Origin of the sequence: Mesorhizobium sp. M0217 (genome assembly GCF_040321955.1) — a bacterium.
Classification (GTDB): Bacteria; Pseudomonadota; Alphaproteobacteria; order Rhizobiales; family Rhizobiaceae; genus Mesorhizobium.
The window spans coordinates 38,357-63,828 of record NZ_JAMYSN010000026.1; the positions used below are offsets into that span (position 1 = coordinate 38,357).

Genomic DNA, 25,472 nt, shown 5'->3' on the forward strand with positions numbered 1-25,472 from the left:
GATCGTCTGCTAACGGACCATTCGCGGTGAGTTTATGCGGTTTAGATCTGGTTTTGCTTCAACCGAGTCCCGGCGCTGGTATCAAAGGGACTCAGACGGCCGCACCGGCAGAATCGCGTATGTTCGCGCACTCTCTTCGACCTTTCTGAGTTGCACCCAAGCCCGGTAGCGCGGGTCAATACTAGCCCCGAATATTTTACGTTTAATTGGCTGCTTTGCGCCTCATCTGCCCACTCAGGATCAGCGCGTCGGTGAGCGACCACTCCCGGTCACTATCCTCCACCGCTCGGGCATAAGCCCGGCGGCGCATATGTACGCGGTAACTCGGCTCGGGATGATCCTCGGCAAGGGTCAAAATCTCCCGATAGGTTGCTTCGCCTGGGATCGCCGAAAGGAGATTGAACAAACTGTTACGGGCATCTTGGGCATCATCGCGCGTCGTGGGCGAATAGACGCGGCCGTTCGCACGATCGAGGTCTTCCCTCGATCGGATATGTTGGTGCATCAGCACATAGAGCGCTTTGAGAAATTGAGGACTTTTCCAGGCGCTAGTCGACAAGCCCGACTGATAACTGCCGCCTACGAGAGAGACGACGAACTCCTCGGCAAAGCGTGCGTCGTCGGGCGACGAGAGCGATTCGAGATGAGCGTCGAGGACCGGGATCGCTGCGTCGGGAGCGCAATCCACCCACATGGCGAGCCAACTGGCAAACTGGTTCGCGGGAGTAGTCGCGTCCTCAACACGACGACGGGCGAGGGCGGCGAGAGAGGCGGTCGAAAGTCCACCGCTGATCATGATCGTGCATCCATGGCGCAGGCAATCGCCATTCGCGGCACCATGCTCGGACAGCCAATCATGGATCGACGGTGCCAAGGCCGCGTGTAGCCAAGGCGCGTGGTAGACCAGGTCGTGGAGCATGTAATGCATCGGCTTGGCACCGCTATTGGCCAGTTCCCAGCGCGTCTCGCCCCAAATCAGATCGAAACCGGCTTCAGGATGGGCACGGTAGAGCGGTTCAAGCCAGTGCGGAAAACCATTCAACTCGGAGAAGACGTAATGCAGGGCATGCAACGCATCGTCGTTGCCGAGCTGGGTCAGGCCCCTCCCATCATCGCCGGACTCGATCTCGAGCCCTGCCATTGCGAAGATCAACGCATAGGGAATGGAGTTGCTACCGCCATTTTCTGAGCGCAGGGTTGGGCGATAGGCGCGCCAATGTAGCTGAGCACCATCGCGAAAAGCCACGGCGACCGCCTCGCCGAATTCGGGAATGAGCATCTGCCATTTGCTACCAGCGCCGCGGCTGATTCGCATCCCATCGCCCTCAACACTCTGCAGCAGATGAGCTTGGTCCCAACTCATCTGTCCGGGTTCTAGGCCAGCCGGCTCGCGCACGAGGTCGGGATTTGCCTTGAGTCGTGCGACGAGCGCCGCCCGGCCGGCCGCCTCATTCTCGTCGCGCCTGCGGCGACGTTGTGCCCATTTGCGCTCATTGGCGCGCCACCGCCTCCGCTCTGGCGACGCCATCGGGCGCATTAAGGTCTTGAGTTTGGATTCCAGAATAGGATCGCCGCCAACCGACCGCCACAGAAGCCGGCGCCAACTACGAGGACGCCGGTTCTGCGCATAGGTACGAAACGTCCGGGACAATGCCAGCGAACGATCATCAGCTAAGTCTCGCGTTCTGGTCCAACCAAGCGTGCGCGAGAAGCTTGGTTCGTCAAATGCCCAGAAGTGACCCATCCAACTGACGGTCCAGTCGTCGTCCACCGGCTTGTCAGTGTCCTCACGTGCTTCGCGTACCATCGCGACCGTGTGCCAGAACAGTGCATCATTCAGTGCCGTCCACCGCGGGACTAACTTGTTAAGCTTGGTCCGATGCTCGTGTTCTTCGCTGGCGCCCCAATGTCGCAGGGCAGGCGCCTGGCTCAGTACCGCCAGCGGGGCGGGGTCGAAGCAGGCTTGCGAGCGGCTGACGATTAGGCGTTCGACGGCATGCATTGCCGGCGCCATCAGCCAGCGGAGGGTTTCCGAGATCTTGCATTCGCGTCGTTGGATATGCGGTTCGCGCGCGAGGAAATCGGCCAATCCCTCGATGAGTCGAACTAATGGCCGCTCCGGGGCAGTGTCGCTGGTTAGCGGTAGCCGATCGATCAGACTGCGAATAGCCTGACTAAGGCCTGTGGTCTCGAATCGTTCGTGCGACTCGACCGTTTCTAGTGACGCGAGCAAAAGGTCGACCGAAGCGAGATCTGGTGGCGCCCCATCGACAAGTTCGCCCAAAAGCCGGCGCGGCAGCACTACACCGGATGCATTCAGCGCAGACCATAACTCCCTGCCAGCGTCAGCACCGCCGATCGTCGAGACCGCACGGGTCGAAACAATACGCGCGTAGATGCCACGGTCAGGATCACGCGCGACTGGGGACAGTCGTTCGGCGGCGACCGCCATAGCACCCTGCCACACCAACCGGCCGAGGAAGAAGATGACGTCATCATTGTCACCATAGGCGCCGAGCAACGCCAACGTCTCATCGGTAAGGTCGGGTTGTGCGATCCTGGCAATCGCGCTGTTGTCGCCACCGCGTGAGTCTCCAGTGGCTATGCGCTCGACAAGATCGCGCAAGATGCGCTTCCGAACCTCGATCGGCAGGCGGGCTGGATCGCCGCCTTCGGTGATGATCTCCGGTTGCAAAGCGAGAGCCCGATCTCGTACGCGCTCATCGAAGAGGATGAGCCATGGTAGCAGCGGACGCGTGCGCGGCACGACCACGGCTTCCCCGTAGACTTCGCGGAATAGCAAAGCCTCAATCTTGGCGCGAAGCTCGGGGTTCGCCAGCGCGCCGGCCAACTCCTGCGCCGCCAGCAGTTCGCGGCTCTCGCGATGGCGGAAGCGCACCATTTTGTAAATCGCGTCGGTGAACACTCCCCGGCCGAGCAGCTCAAGGATCTCGGCGATCGTCCAGTCATGCAGAACTGCGACGGCATCGATCCCCCCGCCAGAGGCCCCGGGCATCTGAATGTTGGCCTCGCCGGTGAGTGTCGTTGCAATCGCGATGCGGCGGGCGCCTTCCACCGCCTTTTCTAACGATAGTGTGACGAGCCTGCCGGCTGAAGGCGCAAGTCTGCGCCGGAGACCGCGTTCGAGTACCGCCAGGCGACTGTCAAGCGAGCCGGTCTCCCCCCAGACGGCGAGGATGTCTTCCAGATCGAACGGAAGCTGGGCGATGACGAATAGATCGGTGCGTTCGAGCGCCTCGATCAACGCGTCGGCATCGCTCACTCCCCGATGGCCGGCAAAGATGCGGATATCGTCGGGGTCAAGTGGAGCAAGTCGAAAGAGTTCAAGGCCCGGCTTGGCATCGTTCTTGGCCGCTGACACCTCGGGCTCGGCCTCATCGCCGGTCGCCTCGCGTACGGGCGGCTCATAGGGCAGCAGTTCTTCTATCAACGCACCGTCGATCCTAGATCGCCAAGCGTATGGCCGGCTCGAAATATAGACATGCGCGCGCTGCCGTGCATCGTGGATACGGCTGGCAAAGGCGCGAATGGCCGTCTCGAACGCGCGCGGCGCCTCGAGCCTGACCTCGTCCACGGAATCGAGGAAGAACCAAGCTTCGCCGGTTCCCGCTAGCCACGCCTCGAAAGCCTCCGGCTTGCCGACCTCGAACGCGGCCCCAAACGCCTCGTCGATATCCTCGATCCTGATGAAGAAGGCATTGCGGCCACGTGCCGCAAGACGCTCCGCCTCCGCCTTAAGCTCAAACGTCTTGCCCGCGCCGGCATCGGCAAGGATCACGCATCGATAAGCGTCGCGAAGCGATCCCCATTCAAGGCGCTTACCCCGATCGAGGATCGTCCAGATGTTTTCAAGATCGACATCTGCGTCCTGATATTGGCGGGAGATCGGCGTGAACCGTCGGATAAGGGGGACGGCGCCGCTCACGGCCCTGACCCTGCATCGAGCGGATAAAGCCTCGGAAACCAGCGCTCGGCTATATTGGCCGGAAAACCCAACCGAAGCGGTGCCCGACTGCTCGACGATGTCAGCATGCCCCGATCGATCAGCGCCGAACTGATGATCCGCGCCGCGCGTTCCTCGTAGCCAGTGAGAGACGGCACCCGGCCGCGCTCGACCTCGCCATTGAGCGCTGCCTCTCGGAGTACCACGAAACTACCTCGTGGCAGCCGCTTGGCACGGACTTCTTCCTCGATATGCAGTTCCATCCGGCGCAGTAACACGTCGGGCTCAAGCAACTCGCCCATGAAGGCGATCTGATCGAGCGCGCGTTCAAGAAAGAATCGTGAGAAGGCGACCAAACCGCGCTGTGTCAAGTTCCCGCGCCCGTCGCGGTCGCCTTCCCGAGGACCATCGGCCGCCATCAGCAACTGTTTGTAACGGGTCTCTTCACGCGCAAGGCCGCGCGCGACCGACCAAAGACTTGTGCCAATGCCAAGCCTTTTCAGGAGTGCGTGTGACATCAGTCGCGCAACACGCCCATTGCCGTCGAGAAAGGGATGGATCCAAAGGAAGCGATGATGGACAGCGCCAACAGACTGGACCTGACGTAGGCGCGATAGAGTTGGGGCCGTATAAGCCTGATCGAACCGGGCGAGGAATCGTGGCAGGTCACCGTGAAGCGGAGGTTCGTGACGCCCAACACGGACATCGCGGGTTCTTAACTGGCCAGGCACCACTCGGAGCCGTTCGCCCGTGTCAGGATTCTCGACCCAAAGGAACTCTTCTGGCAGCCGCTCACAAAATCGCTCATGCAGCCAGCGAGCGTAGGTTGCAGTCGCCGGCCAGATCTCCGGATCCTTTTGCTCATCGATCAACTGCTGCACGTAGATATGCGCAACAGCCTCCTGCTGGAGTTCGCGCTGCTTGGGTTCACTCGAAAAGTCATTTGCTAGCGCACGGTCGATGTCGCGCGGATGAGTATCGTGGCCCTCGATCAGGTTTGAATAGTAGCAATTCATCGAGCGCACGAGCGCACCAACAGTCTCCCGCACGATCGGGTGCATGCGGCCGGCAAGGCGGCCGGCATCCAACAGCAACTGCGCTGTCGTGTCCTCAAGATCGCGCACACCCTCTTCGGGTAGCATCGGTTCCATCGCGCTAGTGCCCATGCCGGAAATTATGCCGCATTTCATGCCGCTTGTATATGCCGGATTTCATGGGAAAAGATGCGAATCATACCGCTATCCATGCCGGTTATATTTCCGGTTAGCTCCGTGGACCACTGCATGGGCTGAGAGGAGTTTCGCAAATCGCCCTTTTCAGCGCACCAACACGCGCATCCCGCGTCCTCCTATGCGAGCGAGATCCCGTAAACCTCGCGTTTCAGAGGCAACTAAGGCTGGCAGCAGCGACTTTCTCAAGCCAAACTTTCTGAAGCTTTCAAGCTAACTGACGAATGAAGAACGCATGCTTCAAAGTAGCGGAGCTTGGCGGTCAAGCGGCAAGTTGATTTTACGCCAAACGTTTAGGTAAAGAGTTTCGCTACGTCGTTTTCCTCGTCGAGCGTCAGCTTCTTAACGCGACTCACGTGCGGCGATTGCAAACCAGCATACATTTGAGTGTCGTTGAAGATCAGAAAAGCCATCAGTCTTTTTGTATGACCCGCGATGCGCCGCCAACTGCGCCGATCGACAAAGGACGGTTCGGCTACTCCGCCTGGGTGTGTATGCCATTCGCCAACCCAATCGATCGTCTGCCCCGAGCGCACCCACTCTCGAAGGGCCCGAAGCTTGTGACCTTGCTCAGATCTCCGGAAGAGGGTTGGAGTGGCATAGTCCCACCGCCCCGGGAAGGTAGCGCTGTCGATCTGAATTGCATCGTTTTTGCGGTAGCCGAGGAGAAGACCGCCGCGTTCGCTTAGTCTCGGCCAGTTATTTTCGTGTTCGCGAATTTTATCCAAGACCGATTTCGGCACCAGTACCTGCGTCATGCTGACGTTCGTCTCGACGCACATGCGGGGCAGAATTCAGAAGGTCTCGGAAAACGTGGTCCTTGCACCCGCCCGCGGCGCAGATCGACCACAGCGGACCTGAGCCGCGGACCCGGATGGCCGTTAGCCCAATCGAGCGCCGCACGCGTTGTCAGACTGGCTGCCATCATCGGCGCGTCGATCGTGAAGGGGATGAATGAGCCGTCCCCACAAGTCGCAGGCTGCAAATTCAGTTCGTCCTTCTCGTCTCCGACCGGAAAGCGCCAAGGTCCATCGAAGACGGGCTTCAAACACCGGAAGCAACTGAACTCGTCTCTTAAATTGAGAAAGCTCTGCACGCCCGCGCCGTTCATAAACACCCAAGAGTGAAGAAGTGCGCTAGTCTGAATGGCGGAGTTATCTAGATACCATTCGTTGATGGCCGACTGTACGTTCCAGGACCCTGTCGCATCGATTATCAGATCATGTTTACCCAGCACGTCCAAATGTTCGAGCGCATCTTGCTCGTAGGCAGCTACATGCACCTGCGGGTGAAACCGCTCTAGCTCGGCCGCGACAGCTGAGGCTTTTGGTTTTCCGATCTCGGTAAAGCCAAGCAAATGTCTCCCGATGTTGCCTTGGGCCAAAACTTCGTTGTCGAAGAGGCTAAAAGGCTTGCAACTGCCCGCGCCTATCTGGACGAGCATGCGAGCAAGATTGCTACCGATCGTGCCGCAGCCAATGAGGGCTATCGATTTTTGCTGCAGGGTATTTTCGCTTTGATTGTTTCGATTTGTCACGTCAGTCAGACTCGACCATTGACCCGAATATCTGTCCAGAGTGATTTTGGTGGCTAGCGTTTCTGCGATACCAAGCAGCGCCTGTTGACGTATATTACCTTTCGACACTGCATGCTTGAGGTCTTGCGGAAAATTGACGGAAATGCCAAGCAGAGCGTTTGGCGCGGAGATAAAGAGACAGTTGTCCGCACATAGGAACTGCACAAGCCTTCGCCAATCGCGGTGCAGATCAGGATGTCCTACCAGCCACTTCTTGAGGTCTGCGAGCGTCCGCGGCGCCATCATGATACCTATAGGCCCAACGAGCTTTTCCGTTCGCCAGAACTCAACTGCACGGGGAAATGCTGACTCGTAGCCGCGTAGTTTCTCTTCACTTGAGATGCATAGAAATTCCACCTTGCCTTCACGCTTGGCAAGAAAGAGAGTTGCACGCCTGCCATCTGCAACCTCATCTCGCGGAAGCATGCAGCGCACTGTCAGGTCTGACTTCCAGTAAGATTGGTATTCGTCTATCAACTCGGCGGGGCCTTTCCCTCGGTAGGAAAGCTCCAGTGTCCTGCTCGCTTCTTCGAGCACTCGCAAAATCGCCTCGCCAGGCTGATATAGATCTAAAGGAAGCCCAGCCCCGGAGGCATAGCAAATCCCGGTCTCCTCTTCGACATGCGCGAGAGTTTCGACCGGAATCTGAGTGCGATCTTTGAGTGTGATCCGAGGGCGAGTTGCAAAGCGCATATCGGGGATCGATATGGAAACATCGACGGGCCTGCCATGCACTCTTATCTGGCCGTCATAATCGGCTGGCCCTACACCGGCAGGAGCGAAGCCGGCATTGCGCAAGGTCGCATCGACGATAGCCAGTGCGTCCCTTGAATTCATTAGCCCGAAGTCGAAGCAATAATACGCGGTGCGGGGACAACCGCGGCCGCCGCCTTTTGGATCGCTGAAATTTTTGGCGCCATTTTAATCGCGTCGGGCCGATAAGGGATGCGCGTGCCGAAACGGTTCCGCAGTTTCAGCACAACCTGTTCTGCGTCGCCCGTGCGTTCGAGGGCGGCTTCCATTTCACCTCGAAGCGCGACCGCGCCTCTTACGATCTCGTTGCGATCTTGGTCGCTCCAGTCATTGATGCAAAGATGCCACAGAACCGGGTTGACGATCGTTCCGTCGAATATACCGGGCAGGCGCTTCGCAATCTCCAGTATCAACTCATCGTCGCGATCGCCTCTCGGAAGGCCCGGGAGTTCCGAGAGAGCCATGTCGATTGCACGCATCAGGCAGATCGAGGAGAGCACCGACTTCTCCCAAGTGTAGTCGCGCCAGCCCTTGAAGAAACGGCAAAGACGTCGAAACGGCGGCCCGTATCTCTCCGATCGGCCGTCGACCCAATCGTGTATCATCTGCGGGTCGGACTGAACCCAACTCCCGTCTCGTTGAGCCAACATGATCTTATCTGAAGGTAGTTTCCAGCCACCTTTAACGGAACCGCGTGTTGCTACGGCTATATGCGCCTTTGCGAGACTTTCACGAAGTTGATTGAAGCGGTCCTGTGGGATTGAATAGATCGGAATGTCGATGTGAGCACCCGGCCACAATTTCACCCTTGCACAACAAGCTTTGGTCGTATCACGGACCCAGCCTCGCGCGTCGCAAAGCGGTATCAGCACTGAATCCACAAACTCGAACAAGCCTTTCGCGGCAAGTGCGGGTTCGCCGTTGGCGATGAACTGGACGGGCACGTACATGCCGTCGTCAAGGTCGATTTCTTGCTTGGGCTTTTGCGCGGGCTCGTTGAGCGTCCGGTAGGCGAAGCTGCCTTGGGTCATGAACTTGACTTGGATTTCGGGTCGTTGCCGCCAGTTGACTTTCTGACGATACGAATCCTGCCAGTAGTTGTCGGTCAGTTGGATTTGTGATGCCGCGGCCTTCAATGTCGCGCGAATTTCACTGCGCGCTTCCATCAGTTGTGCGCGTTCATCGTCGCTTACATCTAGGTTCGCCAGATAGCTCGGCTCGGCTTTGAGGCCGTAAAAAAGCGCGTGCGCATTTGCTAGAGTCATTCCCCACCTGGCCGATTCTTACTTTGATCTGAACATGGGCGAGGCACGCAGGGGTTTCAAGGAGTATAGGCGCGATATCTACAGGAGTCTGACGAAGGCTTGATTTTTTGCCGTTTTGGCTGTTTGTGCTAGACCTTGCGCCACTTTCAGATCCGATCGGGTCCAGGATGGCGCGCCAGGACAGGCTTGGTCTGAAAGTCGAATGGATTTCTACCATGCGCCTCTGGACCACCCCAGCTTCAGGTAACCAAAAAATTGGGCAGATCAGCTCGCACAAACACAATGTTGTAACGGTTTGCATTCGATTCCAAAAGCGCGCAGTTCAGCACCATGACGTCGGCCGCACCCAAAAAATTGATCAAGCAACTGGTGAGCCTTCTTGAGGAAGTCGACGTTCGCGCAGGGTCAGATTTCTCCGGAATTGGGTTGATAGTGGCGGAATCTCCTGAATACTTGCCGATCATTTCGCTGCGCCCGACAAGCAATCTCACCGATGATGCCGAAACTGCAACAGCGTTGGCGGCGATCTCGCATCCTTGGCATGAACTTCATGATGGCTTTCATGTTCTTAAGCCAAACCTCGAAGTGACCAGGGTTGCTCAATATTTTTCGCCACCTATCGTTCCTGCGGCACGCATTGACAGAAAGAAACGCTTCGGTGGGCGTTATCTCGCAGCGTTGTTTGGATCGACGCTCCCCGGGGTGCTGGCCACCGGCATTTCGAGTCGTGACTTCGGCTTGGCCGTGTTCCATCGAGGTAAAGAGGAGTTCTACCGTGCTGCACGCGATCGCGGCCGGGAGTGAGGGGGCTTTGCAATGATCTTCGCAATGAGTCGCAGTCTGATTCTGAGTACGCTCGTGCTGGTAATCGTGGCGTTCTGCGTGGGAATTCTCCATTTTGGCTATGCGGCAAGTCCCCGAGATCTTTTTGAATGGACTTCCAAAATTGCACTATTCATCAGTTGCGCGATCGTGCTGCTTAGTATCCGACCAATTTTGCGCGTTCTGCACTGGATAACTTTTGCGAAATACTGGTGGTTTCCATGGCTTGACGGGGAATGGCGTGCCGAAATTCGGTCCAACTGGCCCAAGGTGCAGCGCTTGTACTTGGCCGCTAAGCGCGAAGCTCCTTCCTTCGATGCTCTCGCCACGGGACTGACACAAGCCGATGAATTGGTTACCAAGGCGACTGTCACGATAGAATCGAGCCTGTTCGACATTTCGATCGAAATTACGCCGGACGGAACAAAAAAAGTGAGCCGCACTCGCTTCGTTCGTCCACGCTGGGCAAAGCCAGATCGGCCAGAGCTGAGCTACGTCTATGAACAGTTGGATAACACCAGTCTTGAACCGACTGACGTGAGACAGCATTACGGGGCCGGCATTGTCGAGTTCATCGCAAGGACCGGCGAGCTCTCTGGTCACTACTGGACCAACCGAAAGGCCGAAGCCGCATTGAGTACGGCCGGCACTATTGTCATGCGCCGCGTGCCAAGACCTGGCTTTTTCGCGCGGTTCTTAGGCTAAAAATCCGCGTAGCTTAAGGCCGGACTGGGTGGTGCGTGTGTCCGCCAGCCCTTTCTGGCCTGTTTCTCAAACCCTTGGTCTCAAGGGCTGTACAAGCCTGCAGATCTCAAAATGGGTGGTGGCGCCTAGAGACGAACGCGTTGATCCAGATTTCTAGCTTACGGAGGACCGATCGAAAGCTTGCCTCGTCTCGGCAGAAGATGGTGGCTGTCGAGCGATTGTAATCCTCATCTCTGTCGCTCAGGAACGCTTCGGCCTCATCCTTGCTCAATCGCTGTTCAACCGCTTTCCGCAATTTCTGACGCCACAAATTTGCTTCGGCTAGGTTGTCACGGTCAGCCCGTTGGCGGCGTTCAATCGCGGAAAGGATTTCACGCGCCTTCCCGGCGGCGTGATAGCCATGATAGGCGGCCTCCGAAGGCGAGCGACCGTCAAGATCAGGATGTGACGCGTTCAGCCATGCGCCGGGGTCGTTGAGTACCGTTTCGGCGTACTCCGCAAGCTCTTTCTGCCGATTGATTTTGATTGTCTCAGCTTGCACGGCAGCTCTGGCCTTCTTCTCCGCCTCCTTCGTGGCAACAACAGCCAGGCGACGATCGCATTCGTTTGCAATCGGAAGGCCCAAAAGTTCACGTACGTCAGTGCGAGTGCCGTTGAAAAGGCCAACGATGGCGCGCAACTCAGCTTCAACTGGTTGCATCGTGCGGTGCTTGCCAGCAGGGCGGCGTACGGTTCAGCTGTCTCCGGGTTGATCATGTTCAGCCAATCCTCGACCGTCATACCGCCGCGTTCTTCGTCAGGCAGCTGGTCAAGAAGCCATCGTACCGTTTCTTCGATCCCCGTTCGGGCGGAAGACCTGCTCATCTCTTCCATGACTTGATCGAACCAAGATGAGGCCACAGCCGGCGAAATTGCGAAACCGTGCGTCCAATCCAGCGCGACGCCGACTCCGGTAAGATATTTCAGATAGAATTCCACAGCCTTCCATGGCGCAGCAAAGCGATTGTCTAGCGCCTCGATGGCCGCCTCAAGGCTGGGATGCGTGGTGAAGCAGCCATACCCGGCAACCTCTAACCCGATGTGTTTGTCCAGGCCGATTCCACGCAAGACATCGATGGTCGATATGGGTAGAGGTTCCGGCATTGAGTCCAGAGCGATGTTGTAGGCGCGGGCTTTCTGTCGAGCGTCGGCCGTCAGTTTGTTCGCAGCGGCCCCCATTGCTGCGGTAGCTTCTTTTTGGAGCTCCACAACAGCGCGGTCGATCGCCTCGTTAAACAGCCATTTCCTGGGGGCCGAGCGGATTACGGCGTCGGCAACCACCTCTAGCGCGGCATCCCTAGGTATGTGCGAAAGGTCGATTTCTATCGCCGCAACGCCGTGTTGGCGGATGCGTCGAATCTTTTCTTCGCCGCAGGGGTGGGTCACCGCAATTTCTACAAACAGCTTTCGTCCGCCGAGGGTGACATAGAGATCGGGGACTATCTGCTGCGGGTCACGGAATTCGAGAGTCGCCGACTCGAGTTGTATTTTTTCTCGACCTGGAAGGACCTGTTCAACGCTCCCGTGGTTCGCGATCCGCCTTGGGACGAACAAGAGCAGGCGTTCCTTGATGATCTGCTTGGCTAGCTTGTGCAGGGCAGTTTCAGGCCCTCCGCCACAGGCATCGCGATGATGGTGCGCGAAATGTGGCGTCTCTGCCAATGTCCTGGCCACGAGGCGACTGCCGCACCTTCCGGGGCAGACGCAGTCGCACCTGAGCCCGTGGACGGCCATCGAGATGTGCACCAAACTGCCGTCAGACTGCTGCCCATACACAAGCTCGGCGCGATCCGAGCCGAACTTAGTGCGCAGAGGTCCATGGCCTGAACGAACTGTCATATATCAACCGAAGCGGCATCGAATTGTTTGTCGGTCACGTCAAACTACGGCAAAGGTTGGCTAGTGATCACCTACGGAGGACCGTGCCCACACTCTTCCATCGAAATGCACTTGCCCCATTTCCGGCTGGAGGCCTCTCTCGTCGATATCCAACAGCACGAACCCAAATCGATGGCAGTCCAGTTCACTAGGGAGCGTCCCTCCGCTGCTATTCCGGCTTACGACTGACCAGGAAAATGCAAACGGCACAGGCGATGCTCACAACCAACTCAGCCTGGTCGTCGTCCGGCATCTCTCCTTCCCGGAGATGACGTCCGTACTGTGAAGCGAACCCCCAGAGCTTGTCCAGAGCTTGGTCAAGTGGCTTGGGCAAATCGAGTGCGTCGACGAGCTGTCCGAGGTTCTTGTTCGGCTGCCCAGTGAGATGGCGTGCGGTTGCTTCGAGGGCGGCAACTGCATGTTGGATTGCGCCCGTGCGATCTGGAATTGGGCGGCGTGAAAGATCACCCTGCTTCTCTAATTTCGTTGGCGGCTGTCGCTCTGTCACTTTGCTTGAGCACTTGCAGCGCCTTCGCTGTAACGGCCGAAAAGCCCTCGCTGCCTCGGAACGTAAGGCCTTTGTGCTCCTCCAGCTGCCAGCCAATGCCTTTTTCGCGGAAGAACCGGTTGAGCTCCTCCCGATATCGATCCTGATTTTCTGGGTCGTCACTAAGCCCGCGCCAAAGGGTCTCAGCGATGTCATACACCTTGAACCATTGGCAATCGGCGATCAGGCCAACGACTTCACGACGGACATTCGCATCGGACCAATTGTTGTCGTCTGGAACTTCAAAGAGCACCGCACAAACCTGCTCACGAATCCACCTTCCAACTGCTCCCTGTGTTGTGTGTGATCTGAACGATTGCGAAGCGAAGACTCTCTGGGGCATCCTCGCGGAGTGTGATTTCAGCATCAGGACCGCTGTAGCCAAAGCGTTCAGAAGATGGTCGATTCATTCGTTGAATCCGTCGTTAGGTGGGCGGCGCCGCAACCTTAGCGTCTCCCGGTCGCCATCCGAAGCGATGATCATAATCCCGTTGGTGGCCAACGACACGCCCCAAGTCCGACGATCTGGCTGCGGTCAAAACGAGCATTCATCAGCTAGCCTCGTCAAGCATCTCAAATGTATTGTAGCGCCGCTGAGCGGTGCGAGTGCAGTTCGAACTCATGTCGGCCGCATTTTTCTCGGACGCCGACTGATCTAGGAGATCCGCTCCGGCGAATGGGACAAGATGCAGACAGGAACGACGGAGCGCACGTTGTGCTGCCTGCGGCAGTGCGATCGCGAGACGGCCGGACCGCGCCGGATTGCCTGTGACGATGCTCCGTCAGTCCGATGGAAAAGTGCGCCGCGACGGTTTCGGCGCTGCGAATTAGCAGCGCAACTACCCGTCGCAGAGCGCGGAAGACTGCACGGCGCATCAGAGCTCGACGCAAGAGTACGAGATCGTGGCATAGAGCATAGAATATTAGATTTGAGGAGGAACGACGATGGATAGCAAGTCGCGAAAAATACGACCGATTAAGACGGCAAGATAAAAGGGCGCACATTGTGCTGCGGTCGGTTGGTTGTTTTTGCTAGGATTTTTTGCGCCCTCGGCACATTGTGAGGTTTTGCCGCAATGTTGCGCTCCGATCCGAAACAATTGTTTTAGCTTAACAATTTACAATGTGCTTCTCAATCGGCGATTGCGATTGTCCACGGATATTTGGAAGCGGTTCCGCACCGCCGCGAAGTTAGGCCCTTGATGGCTGTCGCGTTTTCATGAGGGCAGCCTGCTCGACATCCGAGCGACGAAGCGAAACGGCAAGAGTGATCTGACCGAGGTCAGGATTGACCTTTACCCGGCGCCATGAGCGTCGTCAGCACTGGTGGGATACCAATTGCAACCTTCGGCGCTTCGGCAGCCTTTTTCGGTGGAAAGAGATCCCCATTGTTGCCTGGATCACCGGGTTTCGCCGGCTTTGTGAGTTCGCTAACGAGCAGATCCACCCATGCGTCGTTGTAGGTATAGCCATCATAAGCCTTGTGAAAGATGCAGTACGTCCTGTTGGTCTTGTCGCCTTTGGCAGGACGCACCTTGTGCCTTTTCCAAGCGTCGGTGTGGTCGCTGAGCGTAAAGCGTTTGGACGTTTTTTTGCTCACCATGGCAGCCACTTCTCCGGGCCTGTAGGGATAGAGCTCATCGGAGATCTTGTACTTCTGCAGAACGTTGTGGACGCTTTTCCCCTCCTCGGATTCCGGCGTGAGGAACTGGATATGCGCACTACCCTTGGATGCGCTGTCGAATGTATAGACGACCCGGAACTGATATTCCAAGTCGGCCAGCTCCTCTTCGGTGAGCTTCGCGGTCAGTAGCGCGTCCAGTGCGGCTATGTGCTGGGGCACGTCATACTGGTGCAGTTGGGCGGCCTGATCGATCTGGAGCTTGCCGAACTGCAAGGCAACGGAAATCTCGTTCTGCAGGCTCAACCGCCGGCCGTGTAGCTCAACGATCGTCTTATCGAAGTTGAGGCAGCAGGCCTGGAATAGCGATAGCCAGCGCGGATCACTACGCCCCAATAGCTTGTGTTCGACCTCGTCCCGAATGGCCTTGATGGTCGCGAGATTGTTTTTAATGCCTTTGGAGAGCGGGCAGTCTGTTCTGCTAAGCATATGGCTCAGGGCAAAGGTGGTCCCATCTGCGTTCAGGATCGAACCATCCTTGCGCTGGTGGAACTCGTGAAGAAGATAGGTCCATGCGATGTTCGCGAGAATGGCGAACATGCCGGTCTTGAATTTGTAGGTGCTGCTGTTGAAGATGGTGACAGCAAGGATCATTGCCTCGCGCGCCCTTATTAACCGCTCGTCGTCGTAAAGATTCAGGCCGGTGACGGGGTCGAAGGACTGCTTCCGCTTTTTGTAGAACTCAATCTGCTCGTCAGTAGCAGGAACAATCTTCTTGTCTTTCTTGACCCCGGAAATACGGCCAAAATTGACGGTCGGCGTGCGCTGGTAGTTGATGAGAGCGTGAATATCCTGGTTGCGCTCCCCCTTGGCCAGCAATGCCTTGACGATGCTCTTCTCAAGAGCGGTCAATCCTCCTCCGGCCATCATGCTCCCCCAAGCGGCTAAATAACGGAATTTCGTTCAAGGTGCAGTGTAGCGCTGTATTTCCGGAAGTTAAAGTAGCCGCGCGTGTAGGGCGCGCGGAATACATGAAAAGCAAAGTGCTGCATAGCGCTCGCCGAATAGATAACCGTAGGTGACACCGAGAGCGAGGCAGATCGGCTCGAGCTCGCGGTAATCCGGTTTCAGCGGGTTGGCCTGGAACAGCTGCCAGCGATGCCAAGGGACGCCTGTGGCAATGGTTATGCGACCGCTGTCCATTGCGTTCTGGGGGATTGCCAATGGCCGCCAAAGCCGTTCGCCATCACACCCCCAAACAATATTGCGGCTTTCAATCTTGGCTGATACTTCTCTGTTTGAGGGAAATGCGATGAATGGCTGGGTTATCTTTTGGCTGGCAATAATAGCCTTCGTCGCTCTTGTGTGGGCAAATTCTCGCGGCACTCAGCGGTGGCCTGGGTTCGACGGGTTCCAAGCGATTGTCGCTCCAAAGGCCGGTGACTCCGCTCACGGCTTTTACAAGATTCTTGTCGTGTCGGTCCTGATCGTCGCCGGGATCTTTATCTTTGGGTATGCCAAACTGGATAAAGCGGAAACGCTTGCATGGTTTGGGGACTTCGTCGGCGGCGTCATTGGCCCGGTTCTGACGTTCTTGACCTTCGTCGGGCTGCTGGTCACCATTATCCTTCAGCAGAACGCCAACAGGGAGGCGAGAGCCGAGGCCGCAAAGGCCGAACAGGCATTCGAAAAGCAGCTGTCGTCGCAGAAACGCGAGAGCTTTGAATCCACCTTTTTCCAGATGCTCACCTTGCACAACACGATCGTCACTTCCATCGATATTCGAAGGTCGGATATCAAGCTGGGAGACATCAAGGGTCGGGACTGCTTCAAGTTCTTCAGCCAAATCCTGCGAGCCAAATTCGAACAGGACAAAGAGCTTGGATTGACCGATAGGGATGCCATCAGGATCGCTTATTCAGCATTCTGGATTGAGTGGCAGCAGGACCTCGGCCACTATTTTCGCTACCTGTACAATGTCATCCGCTTCATTGATGAGGCGAATGTGCGTGCTCGGTACATGAAGCTGCTAAGGGCGCAGCTCTCGGACTTCGAGCTTGTGATCATGTTTTACAACTGCCAGACCGAACAGGGTGCAAAACTAGGAAAATATGCTGAGCAATACGCAATGTTCGATAACCTACCTAAACATCTCTTATACTCACCTACTCATGCTGGTCTGATGCACGGCTCGGCCTTTGATGAGACGCTGTTGCCACAACAGGCGGTTTATGGATGACGCGTCCCTCACTCATTGCCGGCTGGTTCCCACAGGCATGGGCTCGGCCAACCGACGCTCGATCTGGACCGACGCCGCCTGAGCTTCAGTCATCATTTGTTTGATGTCGTCCAGCCGCTGCCAATACTGATCCCATAGCTCAGCGCCTACCGTCTCGCGGAGCCGTTCAATCGACATGGGTTCGGCCGCGCCAGCCTCCCTCTCGAACGCCTCTAGGCGCCCAATACGCTCCGCAATATCCGAAGTGCCTTTGCGAGTTGGCGAGCCTTTGGCCTGGCTCAACATCCAACGTTTCCAGTCAGCTGCGCCTTTGGACTGGTTGCACGGCCCGCAGGACGGCACCAGATTGCTGGTGGTGTGGAAATGGCCTGAAGGGCGCCCAGCCTTCACCAAACCGCGCAAATGGTCCTTGTCGGTGGCCAGCGCGCCGCAATAGACGCATTCTCTCTCTTTAATGCCGGCTGCAGCAAACAGCTCGGCCTGGGCGATCGGGTCCACATCGCGCGGAATGATTGCATGAACGAACGCATGGGCAAGCTACGTGCTACGTCCGGTAATAGTTGGTCTCGCGGCCATTTACTTCTCCGAGAACTCCTCGCTACCACGACCCATCATCTGCGCAACGCCGAGTTCGCTACGCTGCGGCTCAGGCTGCTCAAGCTCGGCGCCCGCGTCATCGAAACCGTCTCGCGCATCCGCCTGGCCTTCGCCGCCGCCTGTCCCGAGGCAAGTCTGTTCCGGGCGATCGCCAGCAATCTGCTACCGGCAGGACCATGACCGCCGGGGCAGCGGGCCCCGCCGAACCACACAGCTTCCACCCTCCAGCGCGTTCACAAGTCCAGACACAGCCGCGGTGAAAAAGACGCCGAGCCGCCACCTGTCCGCCGCTCAGCGGCAAACAAACCCAGATCCGTCATGAATAAGACGGGCTAACTTGGGATAAGGTAGCAAGATGCCTACGATTCGGCGAATCCGTAGCTAGGCTGTAGTCAAGCGCCAGGAATTCAGGGGAGCTGTATCGAAGAGTCCCAATAAAAGGTCGTTGGAAAGCGTCGGTTAAGTTCGACAGACCCACCGGGAGGAGCACTCCGAGGTCTAGGAGGATGGCCCTTTCTGAATCATCAGTGACGGCAATGTTCTCGGGCTTGATGTCTCTGTGCGCGAGGCCGAGATCCTCAAGAAACCGCGCGGCGGAGGCGACCTGTGAAATCAGGGTGCCGTATTTTTCCGGTGCGATTGCTGAAAGTGAGGCATGGAGATTTTCATAAGGGAGTCGCTCCATCACCACAAAAAGGTGCCCGGTAACTGAGCAGGCGCCACCGTCCAGTATAGTGACCAGGTGCGGGTGGCTTTGACCAATGAGGCTCTTTTCACGATCAATCCTTGCGAGTTGGACATCTCGCCCGTATCGCTCGATGAGTTCGGGATGAAAGATCTTTATCGCCCCTTTGACCCCATCCTTCTCTGCAGAAAAAACAACTGCGGATTTTCCGTTGCCGAAGGTGGCGTCTATTGTCCATCCTCCTACATTGCTTCCCAGCAAGCTCTCAGCGAAGATTTTGGCTTGAGCGCTATCCATTTAATTCCCCCACCGCACGATACCCCAAAAAACATTTCATCCATGAGCATAAATAAGGGCCCAAGCAACCCTGAACTCACTGTAATCTGTCGCTAATATTAGTTTCTCAGGGTCTATCACCAAGGAATCTGCGAGGGTTGGCGTGTCTCCAGTCAGGCCTCTCATTCATCGGAGGCTCTGGCGGTGGAGCCGGGCAACCGTGATGATCATGGAAATTGAAAACGATGTAGGAAACTAGTCGACTGGTGCAGAATGCCCAAGTTTCAGCCGAATGGAGGATGGGTCCGAACGGCCCGATGAAGTCAACTGATGAATGGCAACGATCCGGTGGGGGCCACTCGGAACCGGACAGTCCGGAATCGGCCCACAGCCGCCGGGCTGCAATGCGCCTCATGCACGAACATGACGTAATCGCGAAAGGGGTGGCCACCTGAGATGTGGCGGCGATGTTCGAACATCTAGCCGGCTGGCTGTCCTCCGATAGAATGAAGAACGGGCTGTCGATGGACACCGGGCCCAGCCACCGAACGGAGGACAGCCATGGAACACTATATCGGTATCGACGTATCCATGAAAAAGACGGCAATATCGATCCGGCAGAACGGTAAGAGGATTTGGCGGGGCAAGTGCGTGTCCGATCCGCAACTGCTTGCGGCGGTGATCCGCAAGCGCGCACCGCATGTCCGACGGGTCGTGTTCGAAACGGGGCCGCTGTCGGTGTGGTTCTACCATGCGTTGACGGCAGAGGGCCTGCCGGTGATCTGCATCAACGCGCGGCATGCCAAAGCCGCGCTCGACATGGCCGCGAACAAGACCGATGCGAACGATGCCGATGGCCTGGCACATCTGGCCGAGGTCGGCTTCTACCGAGAGGTTCGCGTCAAAGGTTTCGACAGTTGCTGATCCGCACGCTGATCGCCGCGCTGCGCCAGCTTCTTAACATGCGTTTGCAGATATCCAACCAGATCCGTGGGTTGATGAAGACGTTCTGCCTCGTCGTGCCCAAGGGCGCCGGCAGCGTGTTCGAGCGCAACGTTCGCGACCTTCTGCAGGGCGAAGAAAAGCTGGCGCGCATCGTCGCGCCAATGCTTCAGGTATGGAGTGATATCCGGTACCAAACAGCAGAGCTGAGCCAGCAGCTGGCCGCGATGGCGCGTGAGGACCTGCACTGTCGTCTGCTCATGTCAGTGCCCGGTGTAGGCACCGTCACAGCCACCGCCTTTGCCGCAGCCGTGGAGGATCCGGCGAACTTCAGGAACTCGCGCGCCGTGGGTGCGTGGGTGGGCCTGACCCCGAGGCGCTACCCGTCCGGCGAGGGCGATACTGACGGACATATCTCTCGCCGTGGCGACAATCAGTTGCGCGGGCTGCTATACGAGGCGGCCGCAGTCATCCTGAACCGGTCGACGGATACTACCACACTGCGAACCTGGGCTTTGGAGCTGAAAGAACGGCTTGGCTTCAAGCGAGCGGCCGTGGCTCTGGCGCGCAAGCTGGCGGTGATCATGCATGCGATGCTCCGGACGGGCGAGCTGTTCGATCCGCACGGAGGAACGCCTGCCGCAGCCTGATCCTGCATACGCTTGCCGGCGACGATTTCCTCACGTCATTCAACCGATAGCGTTCTTCCAGGACGCACCGAGCTGTCCCTGCCGGGACGTGCCTGAGATCATTCCGCGAAGCGGGAAGCAACTGCCTCGGTAAGCAGATTGCGCCTCGGCCTGAGATGGCGCGACTGCCATTTGACTTGAGCGGGAAGAGGCGTCGATCTGATCTTGGAGTTCCGTTCAACGAGAGGAACTCGCCATGGCTACCCTGTCGACCGATGCACCAATCTCTCCGCTTCGCCAGCGCATGCAGCACGACATGCTCATGCGTGGCCTGGGCTCCCATACCCAGCAGGACTACGTTCGTCACCTCCGGCGCTTCGCTGTGTTCCTTGGCCGCTCGCCCGACACGGCGACGGCTGCGGACATCCGTCGATTCCAGCTGCATCAGCATGAGAGCGGCGGCGGCCCTGCGACGATCAATTGGCGCCGTCTCGGCACTGCGGTTCCTGTTCCTCGTGACGCTGAAGCGTCGGGATCTGGCGCGTGCGCTGGTGATCATGAGGTATTAGCGCAAGCTGCCCGAGGTGCTGAGCGTGGAGGAAGCGGCGCGGCTGCTCGAAGCCGCACCCGGCATCAAGTAAAAGGCCGCGCTCGGCGTCGCCTATCGCGCGGGCCTGCGCGTGTTGAAGTTGCGCACCTCAAGATCGACGACATCGACTCGACACGCATGCTGATCCGCGTCGAACAGGCCAAGGGACGCAGGGACCGCAACGCTATGCTCTCGCTGCAATTTCTGGAACTGCTCCGGCTGTGGTGGCGCGAAGGCAGGTGGCGCGGGGTGATGCTCCCCCATGGCTGACTGTTCCCCGGGGCGCAGCTTCACCGCGCCGATCTCATCGAGGCAATTGCACCGCGCAGTCCAGGAGGCAGCCAAAGTCGCCGGCATCCGCAGCTCACACCTATGTCGGCCTCCGTTACCTTGCCGCGAGCTGGCTTAACTAGGACGTTGCTCATACCTACTCGTCGCATGGACGAGAGCATCTCGCCCCCATCGGTAGTCTTTAGCCGAACAGAGTGAGGTCAGCCGGCGCGTGCGGCCTTTGTGCGATTACGTCCACCTGCCGCTCTTTTAACGCTATGCACGGAGACGGCTTTGGGAGCCACGACGTCGCCGAGCCGCTCTATACGGAGGGGCGCGCGCGAGGGAAGGCGAACGACGAGTTCGAGTTGCCCCCCGACCGCCTCGACGTAGCTTTTAAGAGTAGACAAGTACATGTCGGCTTGTTTCTCGATCTTCGAGACCGAAGGCTGCTTGATCTTGAGGACCGAAGCGATTTCGGCCTGGGCCTTTCCAGCGGCACGCCGCAAATCGCCGAGACTCTCGACTTCTCCCCTTAACTCTTCGAAACGCGCGTCGACCCGCTCCCGACGATCCGCGGGGAGCGCAGCGATTAGGTCATCAAGCTTGCGTCCCATCACTTCTTCTCCTTCTTCGCCGCCGCCAAACGGTCGAGATGCCCTTGATAGCGCTTGTCCGCCTTGGCGATCAGACGTTTATAGAAGCCCTTCTCACTCACGCCCGACTTATCGCCGGCGACGAGCAGGATCGCCTTCCGCTTCCGGTCGAATGCGAACGCAACCCGCCAGACACCATCATCAGCATCGAAGCGAAGTTCTTTCATGTTCGCGAACGACGAGTCATTCAAGGTATCCGCATGCGGTCGCCCCAGCTGGGGCCAAACACACCGAGCAGCTTAGCGGAGGCCAATAGCTCATCTTGGACTGTCTGGGGCAACGCCTCGAACTCCCCATCGAACTCATCGCCAAAAACGACTTCCAAAGTCATACATAGCTCCTAGGCTATGTTGTCAACATCATCAAGCTGCCGAACGATAGTCTGCGGCCGAAACAAGGTAGGCGCGGTCGACGATAATCCGGCCGCCGTTGACACGACTGGCAATTCGCGACCTGTCTGCGCTATCGAGCGGCATCGTCACCGGCGTTCTGACGGGCATGGCCGGCGCGTAGCTGTCGCTTGCCCAGAATGCCGGCTCGTCGTAAAGGATATGACCGCCAGCAAGGGTTCCATCGCGCCGGCAGCGCTCACCGACGCCAAATGGAACCGGTGCCGGCGAGGTTCGCGTGTCTGGCGGCGAAGGTCGCGTGGCCCGGAGGTGAAGCCGGCGAGGCGCTTGCGCTGGTCCATGCGTAATCGTGCGGAGGACCGCGCCGCGCCGTGCATCGCATCTCTTGTCCCGCTGCGCTGCTGAGACCTCTCTCCTGTCAGGCGGTCTAGGTTTCGCGCTTCGGGCCGAGCACGAACACTATGAGGGCAGCGACGAACGTGGCAACAGCACTGTAGGCAATGGCGCTGGTAATCCCCGCATTCTCCACCAATAGTCCGCCGAAAATCGCGCCGGCGGCGATTGCCACTTGGAATACTGTGACCAGCAGCACACCGGCGCTTTGGGCCTGCTCGGGAACAGCCCTCCGTACCATCCACGTCTGCAATCCCACTGGCACCGCGCCGAAGGCAAACCCCCACGCGGCAACAGCAATCGCCGAGGCCAAGGCCGATGCTCCCGCCGTCAGCAGCGAAACAGCGGCTATCGCTATGAGCAGCGGTGCAAGGGCCGCGACTGCCTTGAGACTGTACTCGGCCAGAAGCCCGCCGGCCAGATTGCCGAAAAATCCGCCGATGCCAAAAGCAAGCAACACAAGCGAGATCGTTTCTACATCCAGCGCGGGAATCTTCTCGAGGAAGGCGCGGATATAGGTGATTCCGGCGAAGTGGCCGGAAGCGACCAGCAGGACGACCAAAAGCGCAATTTTGACCATCGGAATCTTGGCCACATCCAGCAGGCTTCGGAAGCTAGCCACTCCAATCGGAGGCAGTCTCGGAATGGTTATGAGTTGCACGAGCAGTGTAGCGGCGGCGCCGGCTGCGGCGAGCATGAAGGCGCTTCGCCATCCCCAGATATCGCCGACATAGGCGCCGATTGGAGCTGCGCAGACGGTAGCTACGGAAACGCCGGTGAGGATGATCGACATAGCGCGCGGCAGGAGGTGGCTTGGAACGAGCCGCATCGCCAGTGCTGCCGACATTGACCAGAAGCCTCCGAGCGCTATGCCGAGCACGACGCGTGCAGTCAGGAGAACCGCCAGCGACCACGCGCCGGCCGCCAGAACGTCCGACAGGATCAGCAGCAGCGTCATTGTCCACATGACGGTCCTGCGGTCCAGGCGCTTTGTGATGATGGCCACCGTCGGCGCCGAGATCGCCCCGACGATAGCTGTCGCCGTCATCGCCTGTCCAGCCGCTCCCTCGCTGATACCGAGATCACGCGCGAGGGGCGTGAGCAGGCTGACAGGCAGAAACTCTGCCGTGACCAGCCCGAAGGTGCCCAAGGAAAGCGAAATGACCGCACCCCATGCGGGACCAGACGGTGGGACGGGCTTTTCTGGGTGCAGAACAGCGTCCATGACACCTGCTGCGGATTGGGTCATGAACGAAGTCTCCACTTTGATGCAATGCAACGTGATGTTGGCTGCCTTGACCCAAATCTAAAAACACAAGCGCATTTCCCGGCGGCGTTGCACGGAGGAGGGTATGTTCATTGCTTCGCGATATTTTGTGACGGTGCGGCGCGCAACATCGATGCCGGTTTCCTTCAGCCGGACAGCGATGTCCTCATCGGAAAGCACGTCGCCGGGAGATTCTGCGGCAATGATCGCTTTGATCCGATGCCGGACAGCTTCGGCGGAGTGCGCATCGCCGCCTTGGCAGGACGCGATCGCGACGGTGAAAAAATACTTCAGTTCAAAGACTCCGCGCGGGGTAAGCATGTACTTGTTCGAGGTCACCCGGCTTACCGTAGACTCGTGCACGCCGATCGCGTCAGCGACGGTTCTAAGATTGAGAGGCCGCAGGTGGGCGACGCCATGTTCCAAAAAGGCATCCTGCTGACGCACGATTTCAGCCGCAACCTTGACAATGGTCTTGGCGCGCTGATCGAGGCTGCGGATTAGCCAGTTCGCATTTTGTAAGCATTCGTCGAGAAATGCTTGATCTTTCGAATTTTGGGCAGTCTGACGCGTGACTTCGGCATAGTAGGTTTGGTTGATCAGCAGCTTCGGCAGGGTGGCGGGATCAAGTTCGATCTGCCACCCGCCTTGCGGCGAGGGCGTGACCCAGACGTCGGGTATGATTGATTCAGACGCACCGGATTCGAATCTGTTCCCAGGCTTTGGATCGAGCGCACGAACCTCATGCATCATGTCGAGAAGGTCTTCTTCATCGACGCCGCAATGCTGCTTCAGCGCCTCAAAATCGCGTCGCGCAAGCATTTCAAGATGGGCAACCAAAGCTGCCATTGCCGGGTCGAGCCGGTTTCGCTGGCGCAACTGAATCTCGAGGCATTCTCTGAGACTTCGCGCAAAAACTCCCGGTGGATCAAATTGCTGCAAGGTTCCGAGAACCCGTTCCACAACAGCCTCATGGACATTTAGGCTCTCGGCCAGCTCCAAAAGGTTTGCCCGAAGATAGCCAGTGTCTTCCAGATCGGCGGCAAGCTGGCCAGCGATCAGCCGCTCCTGTGGTGTGAACGCAGTGAGGGCGATCTGACGAGCGACATGGTCGTGCAATGTTTCGGCGAGGGTGGCAAACTCGTCGAGGGAAGGGCCATTGCCCGGCGGGTTGTTGGTCGTGTTGCGAAGTGATTTCCATTGCCCGAGCCGTTCAGGCGACCCTGCCCCGGTCGCACCTTCAACGGCGTTTGCCCCAAAGCCGACAGGCTGATCCGCTCCCGAAATCGAAGCATCGTCAAAAGGCCCGCCATCGTTTGACGCAGATTCCAAGAGCGGGTTCTTCTCGATTTCCCCCTCCACGAACTGATGCAGTTCGGTATGCGCCAGTTGCAGCAAGCGAATCGACTCAATGAGTTGAGGCGATGCGACGATGGATTGCTTCTGGCGCTGAAACAGGCTTGCTGAAGATTGCATGGTGAGTGCGATAATCCTGTCGAGGAGCCTCTTGGGGCCTGCAATGGCGCCAGTGAGACGTTTTCTAGGTCATGCGGCGGCTTTCAGCGTTTCGAGAACGTTTTGCGGGGATGAAACGCCATACGGGTCGGCCTCGCAGTTGTCGGAGAAACCTTCCTCCTCGAACCAGTGCTCCACCACGCCATTGTTGATCAGGGCGGCGTAGCGCCATGAGCGCATCCCGAATCCGAGATTGTCCTTGGCAACCAGCATGCCCATCTTGCGTGTGAACTCGCCTGAGCCATCGGGGATGAGCTGGACCTGCTTCAGGCCCAAGGACTTTCCCCACGCATTCATGACGAAGGCATCGTTGACTGAGAGGCAGTAAATCGCGTCAATTCCCTGCTTCGCAAACTGATCATAGAGCTCTTCGAACTTGGGCAATTGGTAGGTCGAGCAGGTCGGGGTGAAGGCGCCAGGCAGCGAGAACAGGATGACCCGCTTGCCGGCAAAGTAGTCGTCAGATGTTTTTTCTTGCCAGCGATATGGATTTGGCCCCTGGACTGACTTATCGTGAACACGCGTGAGAAAGGTGACGAAGGGAACTTTCTTTCGAACTGTCATCAAGTTGCTCCTGAAGAAGACTGCGCTGAATTCTGGCAGAGGCTGGCGCAATACCGGGCAAAGGCTCGTATCCCCGGCACGGAATGAGGGCCTCGCGGCTC

General features: G+C 58.0%; 19 protein-coding genes and 2 pseudogenes. 6 read left to right on the forward strand and 15 right to left on the reverse strand.

The window, feature by feature from the left end; translation table 11 throughout:
• Positions 1-202: 202 nt before the first annotated feature.
• The 5 genes from hyoA to NKJ18_RS27505 form a co-directional block, all read right to left on the reverse strand.
• The gene (gene hyoA, locus NKJ18_RS27485) at positions 203-3,946 is read right to left on the reverse strand and encodes an NACHT domain-containing antiphage protein HyoA (protein ID WP_023827189.1); all 3,744 of its coding nucleotides are present in this window, start codon (positions 3,944-3,946) and stop codon (positions 203-205) included.
• A complete protein-coding gene (locus tag NKJ18_RS27490) occupies positions 3,943-5,115 on the reverse strand; it encodes a Fic family protein (RefSeq protein WP_032910265.1) in 1,173 nt (390 codons plus the stop codon). The genes hyoA and NKJ18_RS27490 overlap by 4 nt, the downstream gene beginning before the upstream one ends.
• A 371-nt stretch (positions 5,116-5,486) precedes the next feature.
• A complete protein-coding gene (locus NKJ18_RS27495; RefSeq protein ID WP_050593865.1) occupies positions 5,487-5,951 on the reverse strand; it encodes a Mov34/MPN/PAD-1 family protein in 465 nt (154 codons plus the stop codon).
• A complete protein-coding gene (locus NKJ18_RS27500) occupies positions 5,948-7,606 on the reverse strand; it encodes a ThiF family adenylyltransferase (RefSeq protein WP_023827187.1) in 1,659 nt (552 codons plus the stop codon). Before NKJ18_RS27500 ends, NKJ18_RS27495 begins: the two co-directional genes overlap by 4 nt.
• The gene (locus NKJ18_RS27505) at positions 7,606-8,787 is read right to left on the reverse strand and encodes a CBASS cGAMP synthase (protein WP_023827186.1); all 1,182 of its coding nucleotides are present in this window, start codon (positions 8,785-8,787) and stop codon (positions 7,606-7,608) included. Before NKJ18_RS27505 ends, NKJ18_RS27500 begins: the two co-directional genes overlap by 1 nt.
• Positions 8,788-9,117: 330 nt before the next feature.
• Here NKJ18_RS27505 and NKJ18_RS27510 point away from each other — a divergent pair, with 330 nt between their 5' ends.
• Positions 9,118-9,591 carry a hypothetical protein gene (locus tag NKJ18_RS27510; RefSeq protein WP_023724567.1) on the forward strand — a complete coding sequence of 158 codons (474 nt, stop codon included), beginning with the start codon at positions 9,118-9,120 and terminating at the stop codon, positions 9,589-9,591.
• Between the two features lie 12 nt (positions 9,592-9,603).
• Positions 9,604-10,314 (forward strand): hypothetical protein, encoded by a 711-nt coding sequence (locus NKJ18_RS27515; protein WP_023827185.1) that lies wholly within the window; start codon positions 9,604-9,606, stop codon positions 10,312-10,314.
• A 453-nt stretch (positions 10,315-10,767) separates the two neighbouring features.
• Here NKJ18_RS27515 and NKJ18_RS27520 read toward each other — a convergent pair whose 3' ends face one another.
• The 3 genes from NKJ18_RS27520 to NKJ18_RS27530 all read right to left on the reverse strand — a co-directional run bounded on the left by NKJ18_RS27520 (position 10,768) and on the right by NKJ18_RS27530 (position 15,311).
• Positions 10,768-12,027 (reverse strand): competence protein CoiA family protein, encoded by a 1,260-nt coding sequence (locus NKJ18_RS27520; RefSeq protein WP_352760717.1) that lies wholly within the window; start codon positions 12,025-12,027, stop codon positions 10,768-10,770.
• 668 nt (positions 12,028-12,695) lie between these two features.
• Positions 12,696-13,145, reverse strand: a complete 450-nt coding sequence (locus NKJ18_RS27525; RefSeq protein WP_352760718.1) for an AbiJ-NTD4 domain-containing protein — start codon at positions 13,143-13,145, stop codon at positions 12,696-12,698.
• 915 nt (positions 13,146-14,060) lie between these two features.
• Positions 14,061-15,311, reverse strand: coding sequence for a DUF3644 domain-containing protein (locus NKJ18_RS27530; RefSeq protein WP_245272527.1), 1,251 nt, complete (start codon positions 15,309-15,311; stop codon positions 14,061-14,063).
• A 274-nt stretch (positions 15,312-15,585) separates the two neighbouring features.
• Between NKJ18_RS27530 and NKJ18_RS27535 the strand changes: the two genes are divergently transcribed.
• Complete coding sequence (locus NKJ18_RS27535) at positions 15,586-16,638, forward strand: putative phage abortive infection protein (RefSeq protein WP_352670031.1); 1,053 nt, start codon at positions 15,586-15,588, stop codon at positions 16,636-16,638.
• Between the two features lie 12 nt (positions 16,639-16,650).
• Here NKJ18_RS27535 and NKJ18_RS27540 read toward each other — a convergent pair whose 3' ends face one another.
• Positions 16,651-17,136, reverse strand: a complete 486-nt coding sequence (locus tag NKJ18_RS27540) for an HNH endonuclease (protein WP_023827177.1) — start codon at positions 17,134-17,136, stop codon at positions 16,651-16,653.
• A gap of 78 nt (positions 17,137-17,214) precedes the next feature.
• On the opposite strand from NKJ18_RS27540, the pseudogene NKJ18_RS27545 reads away from it, so the two are divergent.
• Positions 17,215-17,415, forward strand: a pseudogene (locus NKJ18_RS27545) (transposase); the annotation flags it as partial.
• Between the two features lie 136 nt (positions 17,416-17,551).
• On the opposite strand, the gene NKJ18_RS27550 reads toward NKJ18_RS27545, so the two are convergent.
• A complete protein-coding gene (locus NKJ18_RS27550; protein WP_023827175.1) occupies positions 17,552-18,217 on the reverse strand; it encodes a protein kinase domain-containing protein in 666 nt (221 codons plus the stop codon).
• A gap of 540 nt (positions 18,218-18,757) precedes the next feature.
• On the opposite strand from NKJ18_RS27550, the pseudogene NKJ18_RS27555 reads away from it, so the two are divergent.
• Positions 18,758-19,788 (forward strand): annotated as a pseudogene (locus NKJ18_RS27555) (IS110 family RNA-guided transposase).
• Between the two features lie 235 nt (positions 19,789-20,023).
• Entirely contained in the window at positions 20,024-20,626 is a 603-nt protein-coding gene (locus tag NKJ18_RS27560; RefSeq protein ID WP_245261409.1) for a phage integrase N-terminal SAM-like domain-containing protein, read from the forward strand.
• Between the two features lie 221 nt (positions 20,627-20,847).
• Here the strand turns inward: NKJ18_RS27560 and NKJ18_RS27565 are convergent, their stop codons facing one another.
• The 5 genes from NKJ18_RS27565 to NKJ18_RS27585 all read right to left on the reverse strand — a co-directional run bounded on the left by NKJ18_RS27565 (position 20,848) and on the right by NKJ18_RS27585 (position 25,371).
• Positions 20,848-21,243, reverse strand: coding sequence for a helix-turn-helix domain-containing protein (locus NKJ18_RS27565; RefSeq protein WP_023827171.1), 396 nt, complete (start codon positions 21,241-21,243; stop codon positions 20,848-20,850).
• On the reverse strand, positions 21,243-21,473 hold the full coding sequence (locus NKJ18_RS27570) for a type II toxin-antitoxin system RelE/ParE family toxin (RefSeq protein WP_023724558.1): 231 nt from the start codon (positions 21,471-21,473) through the stop codon (positions 21,243-21,245). Before NKJ18_RS27570 ends, NKJ18_RS27565 begins: the two co-directional genes overlap by 1 nt.
• 586 nt (positions 21,474-22,059) lie before the next feature.
• Positions 22,060-23,274 (reverse strand): MFS transporter, encoded by a 1,215-nt coding sequence (locus NKJ18_RS27575; RefSeq protein ID WP_352656544.1) that lies wholly within the window; start codon positions 23,272-23,274, stop codon positions 22,060-22,062.
• Between the two features lie 57 nt (positions 23,275-23,331).
• Entirely contained in the window at positions 23,332-24,768 is a 1,437-nt protein-coding gene (rpoN, locus tag NKJ18_RS27580; RefSeq protein WP_031197223.1) for an RNA polymerase factor sigma-54, read from the reverse strand.
• Between the two features lie 69 nt (positions 24,769-24,837).
• On the reverse strand, positions 24,838-25,371 hold the full coding sequence (locus tag NKJ18_RS27585) for a peroxiredoxin (RefSeq protein WP_023724551.1): 534 nt from the start codon (positions 25,369-25,371) through the stop codon (positions 24,838-24,840).
• Positions 25,372-25,472 lie beyond the last annotated feature (101 nt).